This is a genomic window from Clostridium sp. AF34-13, assembly GCF_003477845.1.
GTDB lineage: Bacteria > Bacillota > Clostridia > Lachnospirales > Lachnospiraceae > Butyribacter > Butyribacter intestini.
The window spans coordinates 60875-87013 of record NZ_QUEB01000006.1; the positions used below are offsets into that span (position 1 = coordinate 60875).

General features: G+C 35.6%; 19 protein-coding genes and 1 CRISPR repeat array. Of the genes, 14 read left to right on the forward strand and 5 right to left on the reverse strand.

All coding sequences use genetic code 11. The features are described 5' to 3' along the window. Nucleotides 1-286 precede the first annotated feature (286 nt). From cas9 to trxA, 10 genes are all read left to right on the forward strand, one after another. Nucleotides 287-4336, forward strand: coding sequence for a type II CRISPR RNA-guided endonuclease Cas9 (gene cas9 / locus DWZ63_RS06570; RefSeq protein ID WP_118499196.1), 4050 nt, complete (start codon nucleotides 287-289; stop codon nucleotides 4334-4336). Beyond that, nucleotides 4333-5214 carry a type II CRISPR-associated endonuclease Cas1 gene (gene cas1, locus DWZ63_RS06575; RefSeq protein WP_118499198.1) on the forward strand — a complete coding sequence of 294 codons (882 nt, stop codon included), beginning with the start codon at nucleotides 4333-4335 and terminating at the stop codon, nucleotides 5212-5214. The genes cas9 and cas1 overlap by 4 nt, the downstream gene beginning before the upstream one ends. 4 nt (nucleotides 5215-5218) lie before the next feature. Next, nucleotides 5219-5524 (forward strand): CRISPR-associated endonuclease Cas2, encoded by a 306-nt coding sequence (cas2, locus tag DWZ63_RS06580; protein WP_118499200.1) that lies wholly within the window; start codon nucleotides 5219-5221, stop codon nucleotides 5522-5524. Beyond that, nucleotides 5521-6192 carry a type II-A CRISPR-associated protein Csn2 gene (gene csn2 / locus DWZ63_RS06585; protein ID WP_118499202.1) on the forward strand — a complete coding sequence of 224 codons (672 nt, stop codon included), beginning with the start codon at nucleotides 5521-5523 and terminating at the stop codon, nucleotides 6190-6192. Before cas2 ends, csn2 begins: the two co-directional genes overlap by 4 nt. Before the next feature lie 105 nt (nucleotides 6193-6297). Continuing rightward, a CRISPR array of direct repeats spans nucleotides 6298-7980; the repeat unit is 36 nt; unit sequence GTTTGAGAATGATGTAAAAATGTATGGTACTCAAAC. A gap of 420 nt (nucleotides 7981-8400) precedes the next feature. Beyond that, nucleotides 8401-8556: a hypothetical protein gene (locus DWZ63_RS15650; protein ID WP_182431451.1), complete on the forward strand. Its 156-nt coding sequence runs from the start codon at nucleotides 8401-8403 to the stop codon at nucleotides 8554-8556. Nucleotides 8557-8820: 264 nt separating this feature from the next. Further along, complete coding sequence (gene leuD, locus DWZ63_RS06590) at nucleotides 8821-9294, forward strand: 3-isopropylmalate dehydratase small subunit (RefSeq protein ID WP_118499204.1); 474 nt, start codon at nucleotides 8821-8823, stop codon at nucleotides 9292-9294. Between the two features lie 4 nt (nucleotides 9295-9298). Beyond that, nucleotides 9299-10546, forward strand: a complete 1248-nt coding sequence (locus DWZ63_RS06595; RefSeq protein ID WP_118499206.1) for a homoaconitate hydratase family protein — start codon at nucleotides 9299-9301, stop codon at nucleotides 10544-10546. Nucleotides 10547-10578: 32 nt separating this feature from the next. Further along, complete coding sequence (locus tag DWZ63_RS06600) at nucleotides 10579-11070, forward strand: 3-isopropylmalate dehydratase small subunit 2 (protein ID WP_022013193.1); 492 nt, start codon at nucleotides 10579-10581, stop codon at nucleotides 11068-11070. 10 nt (nucleotides 11071-11080) lie between these two features. After that, nucleotides 11081-12322, forward strand: coding sequence for a 3-isopropylmalate dehydratase large subunit (locus tag DWZ63_RS06605; protein ID WP_118499208.1), 1242 nt, complete (start codon nucleotides 11081-11083; stop codon nucleotides 12320-12322). 81 nt (nucleotides 12323-12403) lie between these two features. Then, on the forward strand, nucleotides 12404-12748 hold the full coding sequence (trxA, locus tag DWZ63_RS06610; protein WP_347474834.1) for a thioredoxin: 345 nt from the start codon (nucleotides 12404-12406) through the stop codon (nucleotides 12746-12748). 193 nt (nucleotides 12749-12941) lie between these two features. Here trxA and DWZ63_RS06615 read toward each other — a convergent pair whose 3' ends face one another. Both DWZ63_RS06615 and DWZ63_RS06620 read right to left on the reverse strand, forming a co-directional pair. Beyond that, nucleotides 12942-15848, reverse strand: coding sequence for a leucine-rich repeat protein (locus DWZ63_RS06615; RefSeq protein ID WP_118499210.1), 2907 nt, complete (start codon nucleotides 15846-15848; stop codon nucleotides 12942-12944). Nucleotides 15849-16018: 170 nt separating this feature from the next. Further along, a complete protein-coding gene (locus DWZ63_RS06620) occupies nucleotides 16019-16453 on the reverse strand; it encodes an Rrf2 family transcriptional regulator (protein WP_055941359.1) in 435 nt (144 codons plus the stop codon). Nucleotides 16454-16736: 283 nt separating this feature from the next. On the opposite strand from DWZ63_RS06620, the gene DWZ63_RS06625 reads away from it, so the two are divergent. Both DWZ63_RS06625 and DWZ63_RS06630 read left to right on the forward strand, forming a co-directional pair. Further along, nucleotides 16737-17006 (forward strand): acylphosphatase, encoded by a 270-nt coding sequence (locus DWZ63_RS06625; protein WP_055941362.1) that lies wholly within the window; start codon nucleotides 16737-16739, stop codon nucleotides 17004-17006. 26 nt (nucleotides 17007-17032) lie between these two features. Then, nucleotides 17033-18244: an NlpC/P60 family protein gene (locus DWZ63_RS06630; protein ID WP_055941364.1), complete on the forward strand. Its 1212-nt coding sequence runs from the start codon at nucleotides 17033-17035 to the stop codon at nucleotides 18242-18244. A gap of 156 nt (nucleotides 18245-18400) precedes the next feature. Here DWZ63_RS06630 and DWZ63_RS06635 read toward each other — a convergent pair whose 3' ends face one another. After that, entirely contained in the window at nucleotides 18401-20500 is a 2100-nt protein-coding gene (locus DWZ63_RS06635) for a collagen-binding domain-containing protein (RefSeq protein WP_118499212.1), read from the reverse strand. After that, nucleotides 20497-21351 carry a class B sortase gene (locus DWZ63_RS06640; protein WP_118499214.1) on the reverse strand — a complete coding sequence of 285 codons (855 nt, stop codon included), beginning with the start codon at nucleotides 21349-21351 and terminating at the stop codon, nucleotides 20497-20499. Before DWZ63_RS06640 ends, DWZ63_RS06635 begins: the two co-directional genes overlap by 4 nt. Before the next feature lie 266 nt (nucleotides 21352-21617). Here DWZ63_RS06640 and DWZ63_RS06645 point away from each other — a divergent pair, with 266 nt between their 5' ends. Continuing rightward, nucleotides 21618-23591 carry an EAL domain-containing protein gene (locus DWZ63_RS06645; RefSeq protein ID WP_182431452.1) on the forward strand — a complete coding sequence of 658 codons (1974 nt, stop codon included), beginning with the start codon at nucleotides 21618-21620 and terminating at the stop codon, nucleotides 23589-23591. Nucleotides 23592-23975: 384 nt separating this feature from the next. Next, nucleotides 23976-25136 (forward strand): nitronate monooxygenase family protein, encoded by a 1161-nt coding sequence (locus DWZ63_RS06650; RefSeq protein ID WP_118499218.1) that lies wholly within the window; start codon nucleotides 23976-23978, stop codon nucleotides 25134-25136. 96 nt (nucleotides 25137-25232) lie between these two features. Here the strand turns inward: DWZ63_RS06650 and DWZ63_RS06655 are convergent, their stop codons facing one another. Next, nucleotides 25233-26081 carry a hemerythrin family protein gene (locus DWZ63_RS06655; protein ID WP_118499220.1) on the reverse strand — a complete coding sequence of 283 codons (849 nt, stop codon included), beginning with the start codon at nucleotides 26079-26081 and terminating at the stop codon, nucleotides 25233-25235. Nucleotides 26082-26139 lie beyond the last annotated feature (58 nt).

A 26139-nucleotide genomic window follows, 5' to 3' on the forward strand; every position in this document is an offset into this window, starting at 1 on the left:
ATAAGGTTTTAGGCGATTTATAATAAAAGGGATAATGATTATTGAGACAAAATTTCAATAATCATTATCTTTTTTTGGTGAAATATTATACACAAAAACTGATACTTGTAAATAAAAAAAACAAAAAACCCGTTGAAAACGAGTTTTTAAAATTCACACACTGTGATGCCCTAAGGCGATTTGAATAAATTTTTATTTGAACTTATGATGTAAAATTAAGTATGGTACTTAATCTATAAGTATGATATAATAAAAATATAAAATTGTCAAGGAGGTAATGGAAATTATGAAGCAAAAATTTTATGTAGGTCTTGATATGGGTACAGCATCAGTAGGCTGGGCTGTTACGGATGATAAGTATAATATCATAAAGAGACATGGAAAGGCTCTATGGGGAGTACGATTGTTCAAAACTGCTAATACAGCAGAGGAAAGAAGAACATTTCGTGCCGCCAGAAGAAGAACACAGCGTAGAAAACAGAGAATGGAATTGTTGCAGGAGATATTCGGTGATGAAATATCAAAGACTGATATAGGTTTTTATCAGAGAATGAAAGAGAGTAAGTATTGGTTTGAAGATAAGAGAGATATAAACGGAAAGCAGCCTGAATTACCATATGCACTTTTTGTTGATGATGGATTTACGGATAAAGATTATCATGAGCAGTTTCCGACTATATTTCATTTGAGAAATGTACTTGTAAACGAGTGGACACAGAAGTATGATATAAGACTTGTTTATCTTGCAATACATCATATTATTAAGCATAGAGGACATTTTTTGTTTGAGGGAAAGAAAATGTCTGAGGTGACGGATTTCGGCAGTGCATTTGAGGCTTTTTGTAAAGTGGCATCGGATAATGATATTGAGATAACGGTGGATGAAGAAAAGTTAAAAGATATAGAAGATTTGCTGAAATCAAGACAAAAAAGTAAAACAGCAAAAAAGCAGGAGTTAGGAAAGATAATAGCAGGAACTGACAAGCAGAAAAAGGCACTTGCAGCATTGATTACAGGCTGTACTGTTAAATTAAGTGAGATATTTGCGGATAAGTCACTTGATGATGGTGAAAGAAACAAAATTTCTTTTGCTGATTCAAATTATGATGAGTATATTGCGAATGTGGAGGAAACTTTAGCGGAAAGATTTTTATTGATAGCTGCCGGAAAGGCTCTTTATGACTGGGCGGTGCTAAGTGATATATTAGAGGGTTCGACATATATTTCAGAAGCAAAAGTAAAGATATATAAAAAGCACGGGGATGATTTGAGAAAGTTAAAAGGTCTTTTAAAAACAAGACCGGATGAATATAAGTTGATTTTCGGATTACCTGAAAAGCAGGCAAATTATAGTGCATATATTGGTATGGTTAAAAAGAATGGGAAGAAAGTACCTATAGATAAAAAATGCACAAAAGCTGATTTTTATTCATTTTTGAAGAAAACTTTAAATAAGATAAATTTTGAGGATGAAAAAGAAAGAGAAATTGCGGAAAGTATCATAAATGAGATAGAAAATGAAACATTTTTGCCTAAGCAGGTAATAAGTGATAATGGTGTAATACCTTACCAGCTTCATGAGGCAGAGCTTGACCGCATATTAAAAAATGCAGCTTTGTATTATCCGTTTTTGAGTGAAAAAGATGATGAGGGTTATACAAACACGGACAAGATAAAGGCAATATTTAAGTTTCGTATTCCATATTATGTCGGACCGCTTAATACATATCATTCTGACAAAGGCGGCAACAGTTGGGCGGTAAGAAAACAGGATGGAAAGATTTATCCGTGGAATTTTGAAAGTAAGATTGATGCAGAGGAAAGTGCTGGAAAATTTATAGGAAGAATGACAAATAAATGCACATATCTTATAGGAAAAGATGTTTTACCTAAAGAATCGCTGCTCTATTCAAAATTTATGGTTTTAAATGAACTTAACAATTTAAGGATTGACGGGGAAAAAGTGTCAGTTGAGATAAAGCAGGCTGTCTATGAGAATGTTTTCAAGAAATACCAGAGGGTAACGGGAAAGAAAGTTAAAGATTTTCTTATAAGGAGTGGCATTATAGGAAGAGAACAGGAGTTGTCGGGATTTGACCAGAACTTTAAAAGTTCTCTTAAGGCATATCATGATATAAAACAGATAGCAGGAGACATAAATTTAAGTCAAAATCAGAAAGAGGATATAATAAAGGATATTACAGTATTTGCAGACTCACAAAAGATGCTTAAAAAGCGACTTAAGATTAAATATCCGGAACTTAGTGATAAACAGGTGACAAAACTTGCGGCAAAGAAATATACAGGATGGGGAAGACTTTCAAGAGAGTTTTTAGAAGAAGTAGAGTCAGTCAATAAAGAAACGGGTGAAGTGCTAAATATAATATCAGCACTTTGGGAGACAAATGAAAATCTTATGCAGCTTCTCAGCAACAAGTACGATTATCTTTCAGCGATAAAAAGATTGAATGATGAAGCAGAAGATAAATCTGAGGTGGTAACATATGATGATGTCCAGAAACTTTATGTATCACCGGCGGTCAAAAGACCCGTATGGCAGACTTTAAAAATCGTAGAAGAAATATCAAAAATAATGGGAAGTAAGCCGGAGCGTATATTTGTCGAGATGGCAAGAGAACCAGGACAAAAGGGAGATGTAAAAGTTTCAAGAAAATCAAGGCTTTTGGAAAAATATAAATATTGTAAAAAAGAAGCACCTGAGATTTATGAAAATCTTGTAAAAGAAGATGATAATAAACTTAGAAGTGATAAATTGTTTTTGTATTATACCCAGATGGGAAGATGTATGTACTCAAATGAAGTGATAGACATAGAAGATTTGTTTACAAACAGGTATGATATAGACCATATATATCCGCAGTCAAAGGTTATGGACGACAGTCTCGACAACAGAGTTCTTGTGAAAAGAGAATTGAATAGTAACAAAACCGATGTTTTTCCAGTGCCAAAGGAATATATGGACAAGGCAAAAACTTTATGGGATATGCTTAAAAAGAAAGATTTAATCTCAAAAGAAAAATATCACCGTTTAACAAGGCGTGATGGTTTCAGTGAAAATGAGTTGTCCGGTTTTATCGCAAGACAGCTTGTAGAAACAAGACAGAGTACAAAAGCAGTAACGCAGCTTCTAACAAAGGCATATCCTGAGTCTGAGATAGTATATGCAAAGGCTAATGCAGTAAGTGAATTTAGACATAAATTTGGATTTACAAAAGTAAGGAACATAAATGATTATCACCATGCGAAAGATGCTTATTTAAATATCGTAGTTGGAAATACATACTATGTTAAATTTACAAAAGATGCGGCATGGTTTATAAGGAACAATCCGGGAAGAACTTATAATCTTAAAAAGATGTTTGAGCAGGGGACCGTCAGCCGTGGTGGTGAAACAGCATGGGTATCAGGTGAGGATGGAACTATTTTCACAGTAAAAAGAGTAATGGGAAAAAATAACATACTGTTTACAAGAAAAGCATATGAAGTCAGGGGAGGCTTATTTGACCAGCAGATAATGAAAAAAGGTAAAGGTCAAATTCCTGTAAAAAATAATTCAGAGGATGACAGGCTTTGTGCAACAGAAAAATATGGAGCATATAACAAGGCAAGCGGAGCATATTTTATGCTTGTTGAATCAGAGGATAAGAAAGGCAATAAAATAAGAACTTTGGAATTTGTTCCTGTTTATCTTGCAAAAGAGTTGGAAAAATCTGAGGATGCAGCAATAAGATATTGTGTTGAAAAACTTGAACTTAAAAATCCTGATATAAGGGTTAGGAAAATAAAAATAGATTCACTTTTTAATGTGGATGGTTTTAGGATGCACCTTTCAGGAAGAACTGAAAAAAGGCTTGTTTTTAAATGTGCAGAACAGCTTGTGTTAGATGAAGAAAGTCAGAAAATATTAAAAAAGACAGCAAAGGTATCTGCGGATTATAAGGAAAATAAGAATATAAAGATTTCAGATAAGATGGAACTTACTGATGAGATGCTGATAAAGTTATATGAGTTATTCTATAAAAAATTAAAGGACACGATATATAATATAAGACTCTCAACGCAGGTAAAAACATTGGAAAGTGGTAAGGAAAAATTTGAAAAACTGTCTTTGTTGGATAAATGTCTTGTGATTGAGGAGATATTACATCTTTTTCAATGCCAGAGTTCCAGTGCAAATTTAGGATTGATTGGAGGTCCTGCAAGTGCAGGCTCATTGAAAATATCTAATAATATAACAAATAATTCTAAAGTGTTATTATTAAATCAATCTATAACAGGATTTTATGAGCAGGTCATTGACCTGAAAACTATATGAGCTGGCGTGTAGTGGTTATTCATAACACTGCGAAACTGGACCTTCAATTAGGGTATCTTGTGGTTCGCAGTGATATGAATACTACAAAAATACATATTTCGGAGATAGGATTGCTTTTGATAGAGTCAACATCTGTTTCATTGACAGTTGGTCTGCTCGCAGAACTTACAAGACAGAAAGTTAAAGTTATATTCTGCGACCAGAAAAGAAATCCGAGTTCTGAACTGATAGGTTATTATGGTTCGCATGATACAAGCAATAAAGTGAGAACACAGATAAATTGGAGTAGATTTATAAAGGATAGTGTCTGGACTGAAATTGTGCGTGAAAAGATTAAGCAACAGGAATGTTTTTTAAGAGAATTAGGTAAGGAGGAGGAAGCACGGCTTTTATCCGGATATTCAAGAGCAGTTCATTGGAAAGATGAAACTAACAGAGAGGGACACGCTGCAAAAGTATATTTCAACGCATTGTTTGGAATGGATTTTTCGAGGAGTCAGGACAATAATATAAATGCGGCACTAAATTACGGATACAGTATATTACTTTCTGCATTTAACAGGGAAATAGTTGCAAACGGTTATATAACACAATTGGGACTTTTCCATGACAATATGTTCAATCAGTTCAATTTTGGTTCTGATCTTATGGAACCTTTTAGAATTCTTATAGACAGGCTTGTGTATGACATGAATTTGATAGACTTTGAACATGAGCAGAAAATGAAACTTGTAAATGTATTAAATGGCGAGGTTTATATGGAGGGAAAACATTTCATTGTTAATAATGCCATAAAGAGATATACAAAAAGTGTATTTGATGCAATAAATGATTCGGATATTTCGTTGCTAAGATTTTATTCAGTAGATGAGTTATAGGTTTATGAGAGTAATGGTAATGTTTGATCTGCCTGTTATTACGACAGAACAGAGGAGAGAATATACAAGATTTAGAAAGTATCTGTTAAAAAATGGGTTTGTGATGATGCAGGAGTCAATTTATACAAAATTGGCTTTAAATACTACCGTATCAAGAGGAATAATAGATGGTGTGAGGAAAAATACACCGACTGAAGGACTTGTCCAGATGCTCACTATCACAGAAAAACAGTATAGTAAAATGGAATTTCTGGTAGGAGAGGAACAAAAAGAAATCTTGCAATCGGACGAAAGATTGGTGATATTATGATACTTGCACAGGCAAAACTTGGAATAAGAGTAGAATTGACAGAAAATAGAACCACTGTATTTGTTGTGGAAAATCCTAAAATGTGGCGGAAAATTCAAAAGTCTTTTATGAGGCAGGTTTTGGGAGAAGAACAAGGCTGGATATTGTCACATGAAGAAACTGAGATAGCGTGGAATAAGTATGTCGAATTGATATTAAATCCTTTACTTGCAGATGAGAACAGTAAACACATTTTAAATAAATTTTTACAGTCAGTTCAGAATGTTTCAGTGAATGAAAAAAGATGGATGCAATATCAGAAACTCAATCAGGTGATACAAAATTTTTTCTATGATATGGAAATGGAATTTGATTTTGAATATGAAATTGATGAAAGTGTAGATATTAGTAAATTGGCAAAAGCTGTCGGAATACATATAGTTCAGGAATATGACAATGATTTGGAGCGATTGATAAAATATTGTATTCTAGTGCGGGACTTATTAAAAATTCAGGTATTTATATTCTTTGACTTGAAAAGATATTTTTCTGAAAAGGAAATACAGGACTTTTATGCCGAAGCTATGAGTAGAAAATGGAATATTATTTTGTTTGAGAGCAGTCAATTCAGTATATTAGAGGAAGAAAAGTATTATATTTTAGACAAAGATTGCTGCTTTATAAGTTGAGTTATTTGCTCATATATGGTATTATAAAATTATCTAAAGACAAGTATGTTTGAGTACGGTATATACATTTTATGCTGGTGATGGCATTTCATTTTTGAATTTGAGGTTTGAGAATGATGTAAAAATGTATGGTACTCAAACGCTTTTCTACCGAAGGCAAGGCAAAAAACGGTTTGAGAATGATGTAAAAATGTATGGTACTCAAACTACTCTTTCTATCTGATTGACTAAGGTTTTGTTTGAGAATGATGTAAAAATGTATGGTACTCAAACTATATATATGAGTGTATGCTGTATAATAAGTTTGAGAATGATGTAAAAATGTATGGTACTCAAACTTCTTCCACCTGCATATAGTATCGCTTGTGTTTGAGAATGATGTAAAAATGTATGGTACTCAAACGGATAAATGTTGTATTCCCAGCAGGGACACGTTTGAGAATGATGTAAAAATGTATGGTACTCAAACATCAAAAAGTTTATTATGATTATTCAGTCTGTTTGAGAATGATGTAAAAATGTATGGTACTCAAACTTCTTCCACCTGCATATAGTATCACCTGTGTTTGAGAATGATGTAAAAATGTATGGTACTCAAACTATTTGTTAAGAATCCTAATGCAGAATATGGTTTGAGAATGATGTAAAAATGTATGGTACTCAAACGAGTTTGGAGAGACACACGGCATCTGTACAGTTTGAGAATGATGTAAAAATGTATGGTACTCAAACTTTCTTCCACCTGCATATAGTGTCTACTGTGTTTGAGAATGATGTAAAAATGTATGGTACTCAAACAGGCTTTGATGTCTAAAGCGTTCTCACTCAGTTTGAGAATGATGTAAAAATGTATGGTACTCAAACAAAAACATCTGATAGCACTATCACTGGAGCGTTTGAGAATGATGTAAAAATGTATGGTACTCAAACAATAACGCTGAAATCGTTGAGATGGACGACGTTTGAGAATGATGTAAAAATGTATGGTACTCAAACAATGAAACACTGTGCGATGCGGAACTTTTGGTTTGAGAATGATGTAAAAATGTATGGTACTCAAACGGATTTCTAAGTGAAAAGGCTTTGGAGGTCGTTTGAGAATGATGTAAAAATGTATGGTACTCAAACAACTTCTTTTATAAATGTGTTAGGCTTTTCGTTTGAGAATGATGTAAAAATGTATGGTACTCAAACAAAGCTGGCAATGATACGGCGATGTGCCGCGTTTGAGAATGATGTAAAAATGTATGGTACTCAAACTCTTCCATTGCCTGGCGTGTGCCTAGTTTCAGTTTGAGAATGATGTAAAAATGTATGGTACTCAAACTACTACAGAATCTATTGTTAAAACATATAAGTTTGAGAATGATGTAAAAATGTATGGTACTCAAACTAATCTTTTTATAATTTTTGTTGTACTAACGTTTGAGAATGATGTAAAAATGTATGGTACTCAAACCCATACACTCTTTGTATGGTTCTGTCCGTCGTTTGAGAATGATGTAAAAATGTATGGTACTCAAACTTTTGCAAGCTGTGGGATTGTCGGAATATGGTTTGAGAATGATGTAAAAATGTATGGTACTCAAACCAGAAACTTGATAATATCACATCTTATTATGTTTGAGAATGATGTAAAAATGTATGGTACTCAAACATAACTTTTCCGCATTACCATCGGATAATGGTTTGAGAATGATGTAAAAATGTATGGTACTCAAACGCAACGCAGGAGAAATATGACTCTACTCTGTTTGAGAATGATGTAAAAATGTATGGTACTCAAACAGGTCAGATTTACATTAACGGTATTAACATACTACTTATTAATTTCTGATGAATGAATGTCGTACTTGTAGAAATGAAGAAGCACATTAAAGGACATTATTAAAAAAAGTAACGCAAACAATGATAAAATCGCCATTTAATGCAGTTAAGTGGTGATTTTTTTGTATGTTATTAACAAAGAAATCTATATAAAATAATGCATATTGGATAAGAAAATAAAAAATCTAATATTACAAAATTGTTTATAGTGTACTAAATCATATAAAATATTTCTAACAATATTCACATATTAAAAAGATAAATCGTATGTTATCATTATTTTACTTAAGAAAAAACAAACATTTTTATCTGTTTATCAGATGATAAAGTTCAATTATGAACATATATTTCTGAAACAAATACTGAAAGAAGGTGGAACAAGTGGCTAATGAAATACAAAATAAAGGAAAATCTAAAAAGAATAGAAAAACTGATGAAGAAGTGATACAGATAATAAGAAATCTTCGTTTGATTGACGATGTATTATTTGAAAAGTTTATGGAAGATGCGGCGGTGTATGTCAACACACTAATATAGTTTACGATTACAAAGGAAGAATATATCATATAACAGACAGTGGAGATAAAATAGAATAGCATATAAATATATTATAAAAGAGGGGATAGTCAAAGCAGATACAGCGAAAATATATGCAGACAGTTCACAGTCAATCAAAAATGTGATATACTTAAAAAGCACTTTTTGTTATACAAATTAGGTATTTGTGAAATGCTTATAATCTATTATGATTAAATTGTTTTGTAAATATCTATTATACAAATATAATGGAGGAAACTATAGATGGGTAAGATTTTTAAATTCGATCAGGATGTTGATACTGACCAGATAATTGCTTCACAGTATCTTCTTTTTCCTACAATTGATGAGATGAAAACACATACATTTGAGTCACTTGATCCTGACTTTGCAGCGAATGTAAATCCGGGAGATTATGTTGTGGCTTCTGAAAATTTTGGCTGTGGTTCTTCAAGAGAACAGGCACCTAGCGTATTAAAAGCACTGGGTGTTAAGGCTGTTGTGGCGAAATCATTTGCCAGAATTTTTTATAGAAATTCAATAAATATCGGACTTCCGGTTATTGTCTGTAAAGAGCTGCATGACAATGTAAATGCAGGTGATGAGATGGAACTTAATCTTCAGGAAGGTATTGTGCGTGTTGGTGATAAAGAATACCAGTGCACAAAGCTTCCGGCGTATATGCAGGGAATACTTGACCAGGGTGGTCTTATTGCATCATTAAATAAGGAGGATTAATTTCATGGGAATGACAATAGCAGAAAAGATTATTGCGGCAGCCGCGGGTGTAAATGAGGTTAAGCCGGGAGATATACATACAGTAGAACTTGACAGACTTATGAGTAATGATGGTACGACGCATCTTACGATAGATATGTATAACAAACTTAAAAATCCGCATATTGCAGATGTAAACAAACTTGTCTGGATAGTAGACCACAATGTTCCATGTGACAGTGTTAAAACAGCAGCTTCACATAAGAAGATGAGAGATTTTGCAAAGGAGCATGGCATTAAGTTTTATGAAGGTGCAGGTGTGTGTCATCAGGTTATGATGGAAAATCATGTTACATCAGGTGAACTTATTTTTGGTGCTGATAGTCATACCTGTGCTTATGGTGCTGTTGGTGCATTTGGTACCGGTGTTGGATGTACGGATTATCTCTATGCTATGGTTACAGGTAAGTCATGGCTTCTTGTTCCTGAAACACTTAGATTTAATCTTAAAGGAAAACTTAGGGACGGTGTTTATGCAAGAGATCTTATCCTTACTATTATAGGAAAGATTGGTGCAAATGGTGCCAATTACATGGCTATGGAATTTGGCGGTGAGGGACTTAAAACTCTCAACATGAGCGACAGAATATCTATCTGTAACCTCTGTGTTGAGGCAGGTGCCAAAACAGCACTTATGGAAGTTGACGATATAACGATTGATTATCTTAAGGAGCATGGAAGAAAGCCAAAACACAGCTTTTCAAGTGATGCTGATGCTAAATTTGCAAAGGTCTATGACATTAATCTTGATGAAATTGAGCCAATCGTTGCAAAACCTCATTTTGTGGACAGCGTAGTACCGGCAAAAGAATGTTTAGGAACTCATATTGACGAGGCATTTCTTGGTTCATGCAATAACGGACGAATTGAGGATCTCCGTGTTGGTGCAGAACTTATCAAAGGAAAGAAAGTTGCTCCGCTTGTTCGTTTCCTTGTGGTACCGGCAAGTGCGGCAGTTTACGAGCAGGCACTTAAAGAGGGCATTATCGACACATTTATGGAATCTGGGGCAATAGTTATGAATCCGAACTGCAGCGTATGCTGGGGAAGTTGTCAGGGTGTTATCGGTGAAAATGAAGTTCTTATAAGTACGGGAACAAGAAACTTTAAAGGCCGTGCAGGACATAAAGACTCATTTATCTATCTTGCATCAGCCGCAACAGTGACAGCATCAGCGATAAAGGGTGAGATTACAACGGCTGATTTATTGTAGAAAAATCTAAATAACGAAAAGAGGAAAAATACATGGCACAGTTTAGTGGAAAAGTCTGGGTGCTCGGTGATGATATAGATACGGATATTATTATTCCGACTGAGTACCTTGCATTAGAGACAGTCAATGACATGGCACCATATGCGTTTTCACCACTCAGACCGGAACTTGCAGCACAGATTAAAGAGGGTGACATTATAGTTGCCGGAAAGAATTTTGGCTGCGGTTCTTCAAGAGAGCAGGCACCTGAGATTATAAAAGCACTTGGTATAAAATGCGTTATCGCAAAATCATTTGCGAGAATATTCTTTAGAAATTCAATAAACAACGGTCTTTTGCTTATCGAGAATGATAAACTTCACGATGATGTGAAAGAGGGTGACAGTATTACAGTTACAGTTAATGAAAATATAGAGTATGATGGAAATAAATATCCTATAGCATCACTTCCGGATAATCTTGTTGAGATAATCGATGCAGGCGGACTTGTAAAAGCAATGCGTAAATTAAATGGATTAGACTAGGAGGTAAGTTATGGGTTCAACAATTATTGAAAAAATCATTAGAAATAATGTCGGCAAAGAAGTAAAGCCGGGAGAGATAGTTACCGTAAATGTTGACAGAGTTATGGTACATGATATTTTTATTCCATTTGTTGCCTCAAAGTTTGAGGAGATGGGATTTACGAAGATATGGAATCCTGACAAGGCGGTTCTTATATATGACCATCTTGTGCCGGCAAGTCAGGTTGATGACACAAGACATTTCCGTATTGGAAATGAATTTGTGGAAAAATATGGAATGAAAAATATTCACCGTTCAGACGGAATCTGTCACCAGCTTATGACAGAAGCAGGATATGTTAAACCTGGAAACATAGTTTTTGGAACAGACAGCCATACTACTACATATGGATGTGTTGGTGCATTTTCATCAGGAATCGGTTATACTGAGATGGCAAGTATTCTTGGAACGGGAACGCTCTGGATTCGTGTACCTGAGACTATCAAGGTAAATATCACGGGAAAACTTCCTGACAATGTTATGGCTAAAGATATTATCCTGAAGCTTATTGGAGATCTCGGTGCTGACGGTGCGACATATAAAGCTCTTGAATTTGCCGGAGATACAGTGGAAAATATGTCGGTGGCTTCAAGAATGTCAATGTCAAATATGGCGATTGAAGCAGGAGCGAAATGTGCATTATTTACACCTGACGAGAAAACAGCAGAGTATTGTGAAATCGAGCTTACTGACGAGCAGAAAGATTTGGTCGGTGACAGTGATGCGGTTTATTCAAGAGTTATAAATTATAAAGCAGAAGATTTAGTACCTGTTATGGCTTGTCCTTCAAATGTCGATAATGTAAAACCAATTTCAGAGATTGAGGGAAAAGAGATTGACCAGGTATTTATCGGTTCATGCACAAACGGAAGGCTTGAGGACCTTATGGCAGCGGCAGAAATCCTTAAGGACAAGCATGTAGCACCTTTTGTAAAACTTATCGTTACGCCTGCAAGCCGTAAGATATACAGACAGGCGGTAGAGAATGGAACGATGGAAATCCTTTCAAAAGCAGGTGCGATAATAACACATCCAAGCTGTGGACTTTGCTGTGGACGAACAGGCGGTATTCTGACAGACGGAGAGACAGTTGTTGCAACAAACAACCGTAATTTCCTCGGTCGTATGGGAACATCAAAAGTAGGTATCTACCTTGCGTCACCAAAATCGGCAGCAGCTTGTGCAATAGCAGGAAAGATAGTAGTACCGTAATAGTAAGTTGCTTTTTGACAATAAACCAGACAATTTGTGTCTGTGCACACTTGACACAAATATTAGGTGTGAATATATTATATTTCACGCTATGCACAGAGAATGTGTGCAGAAATGAGGAGTAATATGGTTAAGAAAATAGTAAATAACGATATGAGTGAAGTTTTAGCAAGCAAATGTGCATTAGTTGATTTTTCGGCTGCCTGGTGTGGGCCTTGCAATATGATAGGACCTGTAGTAGAACGGTTGTCAGAGGAAAGAGACGATGTAGAGTTCTTTAATGTCGATGTTGACAAAAATCCTGACCTTGCAATGAAGTACAGAATACAGAGCATACCTGCACTTGTATTATTTAAAGACGGTGAGGAAGCAAATAGGAGTATAGGCTTTATAACCAAGGACAAGATAGAAGAACTTATTTCGTAATGTTTTATTTCAAGTCTGCTATGCTTATATAGAAAATGTTGATGCTTAAAATGTAAGATAATGTATTTATTGCAATAAAATAAGCCCCCTGTTATTAACTGTTATAAAACAGAAAATAACAGGGGGTTTTGCAATCAATAAGATATTTATGGTACGCTTTGCTGTTTTAAAATCTCATGCAGGTGATAATGTACTATTTCTTTACAATTTTCATAGATTTATTAAAACCTGTTTTTGAAGTGAGTGTTTTTCTGTATTTTGCATAAGCCTTTTTCGGAACATAAAATTTAGCTTTTTTATTGATGTTCTTAAAAGCATTTCGGCCTATTTTTGGCGGCTTACTTCCTTTAAAGGTGATACTGTTGAGTTTTTTACATTTTGCAAAGCAGTCTTTTCCCAGAGTTGTTATATTTGCATTTATGCACACCTTTTTTAATTTACTTTTGTTATAAAATGCCTTAGGTGCAACAGAAACAACTTTATAGGATTTATTTTTATATTTTACCGTATTTGGAATGACTATATTAGTTTTGTTTGAAGTGGGGTATAAGTATTCCAAATATTTTTTGGACGAGTTTGATATTTTAAAATAAATACCACTCTTTTTATCTGCAAATTTAGTTTTTGCAGATGCTGGTTTTTTAGTTGGTGCAACAGTCGGAGAGACTGATGGCACATTAGTCGGTACTGATGTCGGAGCTGCATCCGGGTCACTAGGTGGTGATGTTGATGCGGTATTGTCAGTTGGAGCCGGTGTTGGAGCCGGTGTTGGGGCTGGTGCCGGAACAGGAGTTGACGGTGGCTGGGAGGTATTTGCAGGCTCGGTGGTTGGAGCCGCCGTCGGTTTAGTAGTAGGTGTATTTGCAGGCTCTGTGGTTGGAGCCGCCGTTGGCTTAGTAGTAGGCGTATTTGTAGGCTCGGGGGTTGGAGCCGCCGTCGGGTTAGTAGTAGGCGTATTTGTAGGCTCGGGGGTTGGAGCCGCCGTCGGGTTAGTAGTAGGCGTATTTGTAGGCTCGGTGGTTGGAGCCGCCGTTGGCTTAGTAGTAGGTGTATTTGTAGGCTCAGTGGTTGGAGCTGCCGTCGGTTTAGTAGTAGGCGTATTTGTAGGCTCGGTGGTTGGAGCCGCCGTCGGTTTAGTAGTAGGTGTATTTGTAGGCTCAGCAGTCGGAGCTGCCGTTGGCTTAGTAGTAGGTGTATTTGCAGGCTCGGTGGTTGGAGCCGCCGTTGGCTTAATAGTTGGTGTAGGTGTAGGCTTTGTGGTAGGTTCCGCAGTTTCTAAGGGGTCGGCAATTCTTATATTTTTTGTTATGGAATTTCCAAAGTAACTTAGAACGATACTGTAATTTCCGTATATATTCTTTAATTTTGCCACATCGTCTGTTTCAATAGCCAAAATTGTTTCATATGAAGAATTTTCGTCATTTTCATCTGACTGAGTAGTTTCCAATGTTATGAGAGGATATACGGTATTGTCAGCATCAGTGTTATCTGAGCTGTCAAAAATGACTTTTCCATCTTTAATTATCTGATAGTCAAGGTTACGCATTAAAATTGAATAATCAGGGATGTAAGTCTCATCATTTTTATTTATAAATTTAAGTTTATAGCTATAATCATGATAAAATTCCGTAGGATATATAATGTCGGGACCGTCAGTTATCTCAAAAGACTTAAAGTCAGTATCATCAGGCTCGGAACCTGATTTTTTGTATATGCTCCATTTTTTTATATTATCTTCAGTTTCGGTTTTAAGTTCTGCAAAAGTATCCTTTGTGCCATCGATACTGAAAGTACCATCTGAACTCTGCGAAGAAGTGACATATGTATGTCCGTAATTAAAGTTACTTATGATTTCTTGTGTGTCAACAACATTTAATCTTGTTGTGCCGGTCACATTACCTGATATTCTAAGTGTCTGCTCGTTGTTTAATAATATTGAAGCATTTTTTTGAGTATTGTCAGCAGGAGCTAATGATAAAAGTGTTTCTGTTATGGCAGGATTGCCTGTAAGCTGTCTGAAATCGAGTATTGTGTTATTTCCTAAGATTACATTTTTAACATCAAAAATATTGGAGGAGTCAAAATTTATCCTTGAATTATTATCAAGTTTAAGACAGTCTATGTCATTTAAGCTCATTGATGATGAAAATACATTTTTTGTTAATGTAACATTTACTTTTCCATTATGATTTGCTGTATCAAATCCTGTTATGCCTGATACCTGTGCTGAAGAATCAGGGTTGTCGGCATAAAGATTTATGTCAACATCACTATTGAGAATACTTGAGTCAGAGTAGCCGCCACAATGAACGACAGAGTCAAGAAACTTGCCGCTTAGGTTTAAAGTTGCAGGGATATTTCTTGATTTGAAGTAATCCCCCGCATATATGTCGGCAAATTTTGTTTCGGCATTGGCATTTATAATATTGACGACAGTGTTCCCGCCAAGAATACTGTTATCTGTATTCAGTCGGTATGCACCACCGGATATATATGGGCGTATTTTACTCTGTGCTTCAGAATCAAGTTTTGTATTTACATTATCTATTGTAAGTGTATGCCCTCCAACATAGATTGCCGTGCTTTTAAAAGCTTCCGTTCCCAAAATTTCAGAAGTTGTATTGGTATTATAATTTAAAGATGATTTTCCAAGTATTATTTCGGGTGCTATCTGAAGTCTCATATCTTTAAAGGTTACATCTGCGGCGAGCTGGATGGCAGCCCTTAACTGCAAAACGGATTTTTCAGTATCATTGCCTGCAATAGTAATATTTTTGTTAATTATAAGTGGAAGGGCAGAACCATCCGTACCTTTTTCATATTTTGTATATTGAACAGTATCAGTAAGAAATAAGGTTTGTCCATCTTTAATATTTTTTAAAGCTGTTCGTATGTTTAGGTATGGATTGTTAAGTGTTCCATTTCCTCCTTCGCCCTCACCGTCTTTTAGATAAATGATGTTTTCCGAGGTCTGAGCTTTTGCAGTCATACACATATCTGAAAATGGAGTATGTCCGGTAAACACTGATACTGCATGAAGTGGTACTATACATAATGTCAGTATCAGGATAAATGAAATGTGTCTGTAGAATTTTTTCATATTCAAATCGCCTCCTATTATTCAAAATTAACAGTTTGTCTTGCATTTATTAAGTTTTAAATTAAAAATAAAACTTCACAGATTATATATCTGTGAAGTTTATTTTAGCTTCAATATTTAGAAACATTATAACATGATACATTTGTTAAATGAATAATAATTTCACCATTTTAGATGCAATAATCACCCGAACCCTCGATATGCCAGGATACAAGATCCTCAAGTGTTATATTGTCGACAACATCGCAGATGGCATCATACATTTTTTGCCATACTACAAATGTAGCACAATTGCTTTTTCGTTCGCAGCTGTCGGCATCTTCCTCGACACAGGTGACAGGTGCTAAAGAACCTTCGGTGAGTCTTAATATCATTCCGACGGTATAGTCTTTTGGGGCTTTTTTTAACAGATAGCCACCATGAGGTCCGCGTATGCTCTTTACATATCCGGCATTATTTAATATGGAAATTATTTGTTCAAGATATTTATCTGATATATTCTGCCTTTTGGCTGCTTCTTTTATACTTACAGGTTTTTCGTTACAGTGCTGTGCTATGTCTATCATAAGCCTTAAAGCATATCGCCCTTTTGTTGATATTTTCATTTTATTTATTCCTCATTTCTGTGTATGTTTATTGATAATATGTTGTTGTGTTTAAAAGGTGTTTTGAACCTTGTATTACAACATAAAAATAGTGTATGGAAATTAAAACTTTACAGACACTAATTATATATTATATACTATAATTCATAGTAATTCAATATAATTTATGGGAAACCCGGTAACAGTTTCAGTCATAAAAAATATACAGCAATACTTGACGCATTCAGCTAAAGCGGATAGTATTATAGCTAATGAAAAAACATATAGTGAGGTGATTAGAGACATGGTGAGAAAACAGATAAGATTTCGTGGAAAAGTTCAGGGTGTAGGATTTAGATATCATGCTAAAAATGCGGCATCATCATTAGGTCTTACGGGATGGGTTCGCAATGAAAGTGACGGTTCGGTATATATGGAAGTTCAGGGCGAAGATGTATTGGTAGAGAGATTGCTTCTTAATCTAAACTCAGATACATATATAGATATACAAAATGTTGAAATCCGAAGTATAGATATAGTCGAAAAAGAAAACGGTTTTAGTGTTGCATACTGATACAAAAGATTGAAGGGGGAAGAAAATTGAAGCGTAAATTTATGACATGTGGTTTGATAGGTGGGGTCTGTCTGTTGGCAGGAGTTGCGGCAGCAGGTTCCGGGACTTTAAATAAATCTGACAATAAAAGAAATGAAACAGTTTCGGTTGTTTCATATAAAAATATGGAAGACAAAGGAAAGTCAGATAAGAGTGCAAATGCTACAACAGGTGCGGTAAGTACAACGACGGAAGCAATAACCTCATACGCATCTGGCAGAAAGCCGGAAGTCTCATTACGTATGAATAAAGGAAATTCTCAAAAGAAAAACAAAGCGGCGGATAAGAAAGTTAAGAAAAATCCAAGAAAAGAGATTGTGAAAATTGCAAAAAAATATAAAGGAAAGATTACATATCTTTGGGGAGGAAAGCCTACAGATGTTCAAATTAAAGGAAAAGAGCAGCCTAAGAAGCTTGATTGTTCAGGATTTATCCAGTTTGTTTATTCAAAATACAATAAGAAGAGGATTGAGTCACTGGGGTCGACTATTTCGATATCAGGTTTGCCGAAAATAAAAAAGAATGAGCTGCAGCCGGGAGATATAGGTCTCAGAAATGGTACCGGTTCACTTTATTTTGACGCTGATGGAAAATCTTACTCAGAGCCGGGGATGGCACAGGATGCAAATGAGAGTAAGGAAAAGTCTTTTGATAAGAAGATTAAGGCAAGAAAGACTAAAAAAACACAATTAAAAGATAGGATTGAAGAAAAGAAAGATAAAATATCAGAGTATAAAGATAAGATAACTGCTCTGAATGGTAAAAAAGATGAGGTTATTGATATATCTGAATCAGAGATTTCATCTGACAATGACGAGCAGCAGGAGGAAATATCAGAGGAGGAGAAGGAACAACAAGACCAACAGCAAAGAATTGAACAACAAAAAAAGAATAATGAGAAAATAAATGCTTTGATAAAATCGTACAATGAAAAAATAAAAAAATGTCAGGCGGATATAAATGGTTATTCTGAAAGGATTAATAAATATGATAAGCAACTTAAGAAACTGAAAAAACAGCGTAAAAAATATAAAAAAGATATTGAGGAAAGTATAGATCATGTTGGGATATATTGTGGAAAAAATAAGAAAGGTGAAGCAACATGGTGTCATTGTTCGTCATCTAAAGGTGGCGTGGTGTATGAAGTGACTGACATTTTCACACATTACTACAGTGCAAATGATTATCTTTCAGAATAAATATTATAACATTATGAGAAAAGTCCCCCACTTCTATTGCTTAGGGCAATAAGCGGGGGACTTTTCTGTACCATGAGTGACACAAGTAATTTCTGTTATGTGCAGGTAGCAGAGTGGATTATGAATATCCGCTTGCCGGGGTGCATTGAACAGATTTTAAATATCAGTCTTTTTTGTTCTGCTGATTAAATATGCTCTGCCACCAAAGAATATTATTCCTGCACCTGATAATACTAGTGTTACAATAAAAGGCAGAGAGTTATTTTTTTCTCCGGTAGAAGGAGAACCTTTTTGTCCTGATGGAAGTTCGGGTTCCTCAGAGTAAGTGTCTGTATCATCATTGTTGTGTGAAGTCTTTTTGACTTTTGGAGCCGGTGTGTTTTTAGGATTATCAGTGTCAGTTGGTGTATCGGTGTCTGTCGGTGTATCGGTGTCTGTCGGTGTATCAGTGTCTGTTGGTGGAGCAGTCTGCGACGGTGTATTTAAAGGAAGTGTTGGAGCAGTCTGCAACGGTGTGTTTATGGGAAGTGTTGGAGTTACACTTGGTGTAACTGTCGGTGTCTGGGTGTTAGTCTTACCGGGAACAACAGGTGTATTCGATGGTGATGGAGCCGGCGATGGATTTGGAATCGGCGTTGGAGCCGGTGTCGGCGAAGGTGTGATTGCCGGACCGGTTGATGAAGTTGCATCAGGTGTTGCCGATGGAACGATAGCTGACGGACTAGCCGGAGGAACTACAGACGGCGAAGCTGACGGGGCAACGGTTGGTCTGACAGACGGCTTAGAAGTCGGAGCAGTTGTCGGTTTAACAGTCGGTTTAACAGTCGGTTTAACAGTCGGAGCAGTTGTTGGTTTGACAGTCGGAGTAGTCGTCGGTTTGACAGTTGGCTCGATAGTTGGAGCAGCCGTCGGTTTGACAGTCGGTTTAATAGTCGGAGTAGTTGTCGGTTTGACAGTTGGCTCGATAGTTGGAGCAGCCGTCGGTTTGACAGTCGGTTTAATAGTCGGAGTAGTTGTCGGTTTGACAGTTGGCTCGATAGTTGGAGCAGCCGTCGGTTTGACAGTCGGTTTAATAGTTGGAGCAGTCGTTGGTTTAATTGTCGGTTTTGCTGTAGGTGCAGTTGTTGCAGGAGTCGGAGTGCCCTGGTCACGAGGAACTTCACCGTAAGGATAAAAATGTCCTTCTGCTGCACAGCATGAAATCTTTTCAACTATATATCCGCCCTCGAAACAACCACCTGATATTTTTATATCAGCATTTGGAGCAAGAACATGACCAGCAAGGTATTCAAAAGCAAGTTTCTGCGTCTGAGGGAAGTTCCAGATAAGTTTTACACCTGACAGATCCATTTGACCTGACTGAATCGTTGAAGCTCTTTTAAGGTTTTTAAGTCCGTGTGCATCATCAAGAAGATATGCATTTTTTTGCTTATTATCAGGTGAGATATAAAATGTTTTACCATCACCCTTGGAGGCTGATATAAATACGGCTTTTTGTTTATCACCTGATTTTACAAAATCATAACTGCCGCCTAGGGCAATAGGCTTACCTTTTTCAAAGCTGATAATATGCTCCGTTGAAACAAGCTCATCTAAATCCTTAACTCCATCAATAAGAATCCAGTCAGCCTGTTTTGAAATACTTTCAGGTATATATACGGAAGTGACTTTTGATGAAAAAGGTATTGTAAGGAGTTTCCCAAAATAATTGTCTATGCGTGCATTTTTTAAATTTTTCTCAGTAAGAGTAAGTTGTCGTTTTTCAGCCATATCCTGAGCTTCTTTTTTTAATGAAGCAAATGCTGAAGAGAAGTTTATATAAGCACTGTTTTTATCAGGATATTTAGTGATAGAATGGCATTTTACAAATAGAGATTTATCGTGGTAATATGCCGGCTGGTTTAATAATTTCTGATAATCAGGTTTACCTGAAAGAAAATGACTGTTGTAGCATCCGCTGTAGTCGTCTATGTGTTTGATATAATTCAGATATGAAGGTGAGACAGCCCCGTTTCCGAAAGATTTTAAGTTTGCAATACCGCCGCAGGCTGCTGCACCTACAAAGTGGTTGGAAGTCTTTAGATCATCTTTGACAAAAAACTGGTAATCACTTAGAAACTGTTTGTAGCTGTATTTTTTGCCGGAATCAGTATATACAGGTGCGGCAGCTTTACTGGTGATAAAACCACAGGTGCTAATCAGCAAAAGAGAAATACAGGTTATTAGTGCAATGATTTTTTTTGACTTATGTTTCAAAATTTAATCCTCCATTCATTTTGTTTTAATGCGATTATCAAAAAACGTGATCTGTCGTTTGAACCGCAGGTTGATAAGACAAGCATATGCTGATTTTTTGATGATATGCTTTTTTTTAAGTGGATTGTGTTTTTGTGGGATAAATTTAATCGGACGGTATTTAGAAGTTTTATCAGTCCCTCATTAGAATTTTTAAAAGAAGAAGGGATATTTTTAGTGCCCCAGACTGCATTAGTCACTATCTTATATCTTATTTTAGATATTGGTGTTATGATGTTGATATAGCATTTTACTTTAGAAAAATCAGTGTTATCAAACCGGTGCAGCATACCAAACATAGAGCCATTCTTCATATTATGCCCGTATAGAACGGTTAATGCATCTGAAAAATCTTTTTTACTGCCGGTTTCTGAAAAAATGCATCCGGGATAGCCAAAACTTTTATCAAGATTGTGCGTCAGGTAATAATTATTTATCCGTTTGTGCTGGAGAACCGGATATGAAATACCAAGTTTCGTAATTTGTATCCATGCATAAATATCGTTATTGTATTTTTTAAGAGAATTAAAATCTACATCAGGAATTTTTGCGATATCTAAACCATGGGAGGTTTTAATATTCTTATTCCGTGTGTTTTCTGAGTTGTCATTACTGTTATCGTAAAAAGAAATTTTGTCGGTATCTTTCCATGTGTTTTCTCTTATCAGTTTATTTTGGATTTCTTTATATGTGTGTTCTTCATTTGAAAGCTGTTGCCTGTAACGGTAAGAAAATACAAGCCATATTGCTGCTGCAGCAACAAAAACAGCAATAAAAAAACATAAGAAAAAAATATTCAATTTTTCTTTCAAAGCAAATCTCCTTTACATAAAAATGTGTAGTCCATTTTTATTAAAAGAAAAGATAAGATATGACAAGACATAGTATTGGCTTATATTGGAAAAAAATATACTTAAATCTGGAAAGATATTTAAATTAAAATCTGATAATGTCAGAATACAAAAATACATGGATTGCGTGATAAGTGTGTAAATGTGTAAATAAAAGTAAAAAAATAGTAGTATCTTTTGTCAAAAAGTTGTATTATAAATACATATATTTTAGGTGGAGGATGACTATGAAGGAAAATGAGAAACTGTTTGGAAAGATGTCAAGTCATCTTGCGGAGTATGATTATCTGACGGGGCTTCCAAACAGACGCGGACTTTATGAATTTTATGATATACTTGAAAGTAAAGACAGTATCCATGCTATGTTTATAGATATTGATAATTTCAAGCGTGTAAATAATATATATGGGCACAGCATGGGAGATGAACTCCTTATATGTATAGCAAAGCTTATAGAAGAAAATGTTTCTGGTTTTACATCGAGAATCGGAGGAGATGAGTTTGTTGCACTTATTGACGGTAATATGACGGAAGATGAGCTTAAGAGTACAGCAGAAACTCTGCTCAGACAAATGGAAAACATAGATTTTAGAAAGGACATACTTTCTAATGTATCCCTCAGTATAGGAATCGTTACAAGGCAGAGAGTGAGCACCATGCTCGATGATATTTTACATAAATGTGACTCTGCAATGTACGAAGCAAAATATGACGGAAAGAACAGATATGTATTTTTCCGGGAAAATGATAAGAAAGTACAGCGAAACAGAAATATGGAAATCGAGATGGACGATGCATTAAAAAACGGTGAATTTATTGCCTATCTTCAGCCAAAGGTGAACATGATATCAACAAAATTAACCGGAGCAGAGGCATTATCCAGATGGAATCATCCTGATGACGGTATCAGGACACCCGGAGTATATATATCATTGTTTGAAAAAAACGGTTTTATATCTAAGCTTGATATGTATATGTTTGAGGAAGTCTGTCGTATAAAGAAAAGTTGGAAAGGCAAAAAATATGAGCATATCCCGGTGTCAGTCAATATGTCAAGACTGCATCTTTACAATAAGAAATTTCCTGATATGCTTGTTGAGATAGCAGACAGATATGGTATAGATCACAGTGAACTTGAGATAGAGATTACGGAGAGTGTTTTTGTTAAAGACAGTGAAGAACTGATAAGAAATGTAAAAATGTTGAAAGATAGACATTTTATTGTTTCTATTGATGATTTTGGTTCAGGTTTTTCAGCACTTAATCTGCTTAAAGATCTGCCGGTAGATATTATTAAGATAGATCAGGAATTTCTTAACAGTTCCGGTGATGATGACAGGGGTAAGAAAGTTTTGAGAAATGTCATCAATATGTGCAAAGACTTAAAGCTGGATGTTGTCACCGAGGGTATAGAAACTGAAGAACAAAGAGATTTTATCGTAAGATGCGGATGCCAGATAGCACAGGGGTATTTCTATTCAAAGCCGCTTCCGGTTGATGAATTTGACAAATTTGCGAATGAATATATAACTAATGATGACACCAGTTATGTATTTAGGCTTAATGGTAATGTAAAATCGGATGATGGAAAGCTTGAGGCAGATACAAAATGTTTTAGTGAGCTGAAATTTGATACCGGTATATTTAAAGAAAGCAAGGCACTTGTATTTCCGGGAGGTCCAAAGGAAAAACAGGTTATAGAGCTGCCGCATGAGATTTTGTCAAGTGATAGTTTTATGGTTTCAATGTGGATATACCCTACAGAAGAACATTCTTGGAGATGTGCTTTATATGTAAAGTATGAGACTGGTTTTTTTGGCATGATTCCAATTGCGTGGGAGGGTCATTCATCTTTCAGAATAAGAGATTCAAAGGAAGTAAGCGGCTGGTATGATATCAGTGGATGTAAACTTCAGGTGAATGAATGGTCCCATTATGTTGTGAGTTATAATGCAAAGACTGAAACTGCTTATGCATACATAAACGGACAGCTTGTCGGAAGCATGAAAAATGTTCCGGGAAACCGTTATGCAAAGCGTATCGTGCTCGGTGGTGATGTTTTTCAGCCGTCATTTATTGGGAAGATATGTGAAGTAACATTTTATAATGAGATAAGAGATCATGATTTTGTAAGTGAACTTCATCAGTCATATGTGACAAGAGATGATTTTATTGGATTTGAGATAGGAATAGACAAATAGATTTTAATGAGAAAACAATGACCCATATTAAACAATGTTAGGTTTTAAATTACATTTGTTTAATATGGGTTATTTTTTAATGCATAGGAAAATGTCAGTAAAGTAGTGTGACACCAGCAAAAATTGCAAAGCAATTCTTGTTGGCAAAACGCTGGTTTTGTACTTTTTGTGTATAGGAAAATGCTCGTAGCGTAGTGTGACACCAGGACAAAATGTAATACTTTTTTTGTGCGAATAAATGTATATGGTTTTAAAAACTACATAAAATAGAAAAAGATACAAGAAAACATTGACAAGAAAACATTATAGGTATATACTTGGATTAGTTTGATAATCAAACAAAATTGATATGCGAAAAAAACGCGTGCAGAAATGAGGATTAATATGGATATATATGAGTGTGGAGAAAAGTTGAAAGCTCTCCGTATCGGAGACATGGTGGCAAAAATACCTATCATACAAGGTGGAATGGGAGTCGGCATAAGCCGTTCAAAACTTGCAGGTGCAGTTGCAGCAGAAGGTGGAATAGGTATTATATCGACGGCACAGATAGGATATGATGAGGATGGTTTTGAGAAAGACCAGGCAGGCTGTAATCTTTTAGCCATAAGAAAACATATAAAAAGAGCAAAAGAGATAGCGTGCGGCAATGGTCTTGTAGGTGTAAATATCATGGTGGCATTAAAACATTATAAAGAGCATGTTATGGAGGCAGTTGCGGCCGGAGCGGATGTTATAATAAGCGGAGCAGGACTTCCGGTTAAACTTCCTGAGTATATAGGAAAAGCAAAAACCAAAATAGCACCTATAGTTTCATCAAGGCGTGCGGCGGATATAATACTTAAGATGTGGGCGAGAAGATATGACAGGACAGCCGATTTTGTTGTGATAGAGGGGCCAAAGGCAGGGGGACATCTGGGATTTTCAGATGAAGAACTCGCAGATATTGAAAATATTGATTATGACGAGGAGATAAAAGATATTATCGAATGTACCAAAGAGTACGGTGAAAAATATAATACACATATACCTGTTATCGTTGCCGGTGGGATATTTGACCATGACGACATTATCCATGCACTTGAACTTGGGGCAGACGGAGTACAGATAGCGAGCCGTTTTGTTGCGACAAAAGAGTGCGATGCATCGGACGAATATAAGCAGGCATATCTTGATGCAAAGGAGGATGATGTAAAAATAATCAAAAGTCCTGTCGGTATGCCGGGGCGTGCGATAAGAAATGATTTTATAAAGCGTGTTGAAAAAGAAAAACAGCCGGTGGACAAATGTTACAACTGCATGAAAAAGTGTAATCCTAACGAAGTGCCATATTGTATAACAAAAGCACTTGTCGATGCCGTAAATGGAGACATAAATAACGGACTTATATTCTGCGGTGCAAATGTGGGGCGTATAAATGAAATGACAACTGTTCATGAACTTATGAAAGAACTTGTCCGGCCGACAGATAAAAAAATACAGGATGAAAATGAAACACATGATATTCAGAATGTATATTCACAGAGAGATAAAATGATAAGCTGATGGAGCGTAAAAAAGGAAAGACTAAACTGTTGCTTTTAATTTTAAGAAATGCAGAAGATAAACGGCTGTCGCAGTGAAGATGCGGCAGCCGTCTTTTTAATCTATACTGATGTTGTTTTCTTTGATGTATTCACCTAGTTTCATATCTGAAGCTAAAATGTGGTTTGAAAGCCAGTTTAAAAGATAATTTATGAGTTCAAACAAATATGTCTGCTGGTGTTCGTCAATCTCATCAAGTTCGTTTATATCAATATGAACAAGCTTGTCAACAAAAGCTGCGTGAGCCTTCTTTTGGGCATCAATACCCGGATAAGATATTTTTTCCATAAGGGCTTCTTCATCACTGAAATGAGTTTCAGTGTAAGTTTTAAGTTCATCGAGAAGACGCATAATCTCATCATATTTATCATGGAGAAGTTTTTCATGAATAAGGTCATTGGTCTGCTCGATTATCTCAAAAAGATGGCGGTGTTCGTCATCAACAAGTGGAATGTCAGTTTTATACTTGTCTGTAAAGGCAAACGGGTTGTCATTTTCGTTTTCATCTGAGTGCTCAACAAGTTTGCCAATCATAATGTCGCTGCCTAAGATATGTTTATATAACCACTGAACGATATAAACGAGAATATCATTTAATGATTTTTTAGTAGTTTCATTAGAAGAAGTATCAAGTTTAAAACTATTTACCTTTTCTGTAAAAATCTTGTGTTCTTTAATCTGTGAGTCAAGCTCAGGGTCATTGATTTTTTTCATATATGCTTCTTCATGGGCAAAATGAACAGCCGCATAATCTTTAAGTCCTTTAATAAGATTTTTGGCAATATATGTAACATCTTCAGTTTTGTCAGCAAGAGCAATGGCATCATTTATCATATCGAATAATTTCTTGTGTTCGTCATCTATTTCTTTAATGCCAATCATACAATCCTTAGTAAATTCGTACATGAAAAACCTCCTTAATATTTATATGTACTCTCGAATTTATTTGTTTGAAAGATTCCGG

What these genes read in the sequence shown, in the direction of transcription:
- cas9 (WP_118499196.1), top strand. Translation starts at nt 287, where the DNA reads ATGAAGCAAAAATTTTATGTAGGTCTTGATATGGGTACAGCATCAGTA.
- cas1 (WP_118499198.1), top strand. Translation starts at nt 4,333, where the DNA reads ATGAGCTGGCGTGTAGTGGTTATTCATAACACTGCGAAACTGGACCTT.
- cas2 (WP_118499200.1), top strand. Translation starts at nt 5,219, where the DNA reads ATGAGAGTAATGGTAATGTTTGATCTGCCTGTTATTACGACAGAACAG.
- csn2 (WP_118499202.1), top strand. Translation starts at nt 5,521, where the DNA reads ATGATACTTGCACAGGCAAAACTTGGAATAAGAGTAGAATTGACAGAA.
- leuD (WP_118499204.1), top strand. Translation starts at nt 8,821, where the DNA reads ATGGGTAAGATTTTTAAATTCGATCAGGATGTTGATACTGACCAGATA.
- DWZ63_RS06595 (WP_118499206.1), top strand. Translation starts at nt 9,299, where the DNA reads ATGGGAATGACAATAGCAGAAAAGATTATTGCGGCAGCCGCGGGTGTA.
- DWZ63_RS06600 (WP_022013193.1), top strand. Translation starts at nt 10,579, where the DNA reads ATGGCACAGTTTAGTGGAAAAGTCTGGGTGCTCGGTGATGATATAGAT.
- DWZ63_RS06605 (WP_118499208.1), top strand. Translation starts at nt 11,081, where the DNA reads ATGGGTTCAACAATTATTGAAAAAATCATTAGAAATAATGTCGGCAAA.
- DWZ63_RS06615 (WP_118499210.1), bottom strand. Translation starts at nt 15,848, where the DNA reads ATGAAAAAATTCTACAGACACATTTCATTTATCCTGATACTGACATTA.
- DWZ63_RS06620 (WP_055941359.1), bottom strand. Translation starts at nt 16,453, where the DNA reads ATGAAAATATCAACAAAAGGGCGATATGCTTTAAGGCTTATGATAGAC.
- DWZ63_RS06625 (WP_055941362.1), top strand. Translation starts at nt 16,737, where the DNA reads ATGGTGAGAAAACAGATAAGATTTCGTGGAAAAGTTCAGGGTGTAGGA.
- DWZ63_RS06645 (WP_182431452.1), top strand. Translation starts at nt 21,618, where the DNA reads ATGAAGGAAAATGAGAAACTGTTTGGAAAGATGTCAAGTCATCTTGCG.
- DWZ63_RS06650 (WP_118499218.1), top strand. Translation starts at nt 23,976, where the DNA reads ATGGATATATATGAGTGTGGAGAAAAGTTGAAAGCTCTCCGTATCGGA.
- DWZ63_RS06655 (WP_118499220.1), bottom strand. Translation starts at nt 26,081, where the DNA reads ATGTACGAATTTACTAAGGATTGTATGATTGGCATTAAAGAAATAGAT.